The sequence below is a fragment of the Pseudoalteromonas sp. HM-SA03 genome (assembly GCF_002289345.1).
Taxonomy (GTDB): domain Bacteria; phylum Pseudomonadota; class Gammaproteobacteria; order Enterobacterales; family Alteromonadaceae; genus Pseudoalteromonas.
Window position 1 is genome coordinate 1 of sequence record NZ_NSDG01000201.1, and the last position, 2,582, is coordinate 2,582.

3 protein-coding genes and 1 pseudogene are annotated in these 2,582 nt (G+C 38.3%); all 4 read left to right on the forward strand.

All coding sequences use genetic code 11. The features are described 5' to 3' along the window. A pseudogene (locus CKO50_RS23325) lies at window positions 1-717 on the forward strand (hypothetical protein); the annotation flags it as partial. A gap of 8 nt (window positions 718-725) precedes the next feature. Continuing rightward, complete coding sequence (locus CKO50_RS23330) at window positions 726-1,481, forward strand: Imm49 family immunity protein (protein WP_069023620.1); 756 nt, start codon at window positions 726-728, stop codon at window positions 1,479-1,481. Window positions 1,482-1,492: 11 nt separating this feature from the next. Further along, window positions 1,493-1,990 carry a hypothetical protein gene (locus CKO50_RS23335; protein ID WP_095730089.1) on the forward strand — a complete coding sequence of 166 codons (498 nt, stop codon included), beginning with the start codon at window positions 1,493-1,495 and terminating at the stop codon, window positions 1,988-1,990. Window positions 1,991-2,025: 35 nt separating this feature from the next. Beyond that, window positions 2,026-2,582: GAD-like domain-containing protein (locus CKO50_RS23340; protein ID WP_095730090.1), on the forward strand; the 557-nt coding region annotated here is incomplete at its 3' end.

Below are 2,582 nucleotides of genomic sequence, written 5' to 3' on the forward strand. Positions count from 1 at the left end.
GACCAACATATGCAACAAGCCGCCCAAGAAATCGGACAGCGAGTTAATAAAGCACTGGATGAATATCAGGGTCAATCACCAATTCGAGGCGTTACCGACAAACCAACCAAAGCCAAAGCCGATGAATTGGAGCCGCCAAAAGGGAATGAGTTGCCGGGGGCTAAAGTTAGCAAATTAACAGATCCGAGACTTCAGAAACATTATAAAGATGTTTCAGCTTATATGGCTCACTACAAATCACGTATGGATCAAGCTATTAGAAATGGTGATTCTTCCAGAAAAATCGGTGCTTTTAAGGCTAAGATTACCGAAGGAAAAGGTGAGTTAGCAGCTGCAATGCATATGGAAAAATACTTTTCCAAACCACCTCCACCAGCGCAAATGGGGATGGGTTTTGGGCCTGGACCAGGAGTTGACCAGATTTGGGTTAAGAGAGATGGTACAGGAAATATTATCGAATATTTCGCTGTAGAAGCTAAAGGACCTGGAGCAACGCTGAAAAAAACAAAAACCATGCAAACCCAGATGTCTCTATTTTGGCTCAGAGCTAACGCAAAAAAGATGAAAAAATCGAAGAAGTACAAATTTAAAAACCAACTCGGAAGTGACTTACTCAGAGCTATGAAAAGTGGAACTCCGCCTGTTCGTCGTTTAGTTATAGAGGCGGTTGAAAAGAATGGTTCTGTTGTATCATCAAAACTTCAACCTTTACCTTAGGAATTACAATGTTAAAGATCAACCAATATGAAGAAGATTTTGAAGAGCTTATTGCTGACTCACCTATTATTATTGAAAATAGGAAGGCACAAATAGATGATAAAACATTATCATTGGAGCAGCGTAAAGAAGCATTATTTACTGTCGCAGAAGAATACCTTGATTTAGGTTATGCGTATTATATGCTTGAAGAAAATAATAAGAGCATCGTACACTTTCAAAAAGCTATGCCGTACAAGTTTAAGTTAGCATTCGAAGCTTTATGGAAAGAGCCAGAAAACTGCTGGAGCATACAGGAAACTTTGAATTGTATTTTACTTTTCGGCACGAAAGAGTTGAAATCCGAACTTATTGACTCTAATTGGAAATTAGAGAGCGAGGACATTATTAACGAGTCATCCTATTTGTATGACCGCCTACTTATTCAAATTGGTACCACATTCAAAGTTGATGATGCAGCATTAATTAATGCTCTAAACGTTTCTGAATTAGAAAAAGACAGAGATGTTCAACAATTTATCGTGCCTTTACTACGCTCAATTAAAGGACTAATTACTAGTGATAAATCCCAATGGCAAATTGGCATTGACAAAGCTTTGCAATGGCACGCTGACGAAGCAAAATTGGGTGAATATAGAGATATCCGGCAAGGTGTTATTTGTTTGAATGCCTTAACTCTTGCAAAGCTTGGTCGTGACATGCATGGGTGGGAATGTACTAGTGAATCAATCTATTTACCGTTAAACCTCTTAAATTTAATTTAGTAAGGAAAAAAATGAGTGGCCTAATTCATTTGTATCTCATTGATGAAGCTGTTTTTCCAAAAACACTAACAGGAAGCAGTCAGCAAAAATACCAGCAACTTATTGATATTACTTTAAGTAATGGAATTCGCTGGCAAACGGTTGAATTAAATATGCGTGGCTTTATTCCTGCAATTTCCATGTGGGACAAAGTTGCTGGTAATAGCCAATTGATTGAGGCGTGTTCATTTCACTACTTTCCCAATCACCTAATTGCTCCTGATGCCGAGATAAATGGTTCTTTTGGCTTTTTTCCTTCAGAAATGATTACCGATTTAGGTGATGTCATGGAAGAAAATCTAGACTTCGATATTAACTCTTATGATGGTAAACAGCTAGTTAAATATGTTGAGCAAAACGAAGGCGACTTAGACCCAGACGCTTATGAGATTGTTCGAAATGCTTATTACCGAACTTTCCGAGATGCCAAAGAGCAAGACAAATCTATTGTGATCTTGATGGAGGAGTGACCTTGATAGCCTTCCATATTATTTTGTAAAAAATAATGAACAAATTTTTTGACAATTTTTATCACTATAAGGGCTTTGGACCAGCTATAAAGTCGATCCTACCAACCCCAGAGCAGCTACGATTCTACCAAGGCGTTTTACCTGACAACCTGCTTGAGTATTGGGAGAAGTACGGCTTTTGTGGTTGGGGAGATGGGCGTCTATGGATAGTCAACCCAGCAGACTATCAAGATCTTTTGACTGAATGGTTGAAAGGAACTCAGTTCGAAAAAATGCAAAATGAAGGCATCGATATTTTTTCTGTCATTGCGATAGATGCGTTTGGTAAGATGTGCATTTGGGGTAAAAACTCTGGTTACAGCTTAAAAATAACAAGTAACTATGGAATGATTTTTCCAATGTTTAACAATGAGTTTTATACTCAAAATGGAGCATCTAAATCACTAGATCTATTTTTTGCTACTCAAAGCCCAAAAGCTGAAATTGATCTAAAAGATCACAATGAACAGCCTCTTTTTGAGCGTGCTGTCGAAAAGCTAGGCCCACTTGAAAATGGAGAAATCTATGGCTTCGTGCCAGCTCTTGCCCTTGG

Excerpts from the sequence above, each read along its gene's own strand:
- CKO50_RS23330 (WP_069023620.1), top strand. The coding sequence starts at position 726 with ATGTTAAAGATCAACCAATATGAAGAAGATTTTGAAGAGCTTATTGCT.
- CKO50_RS23335 (WP_095730089.1), top strand. The coding sequence starts at position 1,493 with ATGAGTGGCCTAATTCATTTGTATCTCATTGATGAAGCTGTTTTTCCA.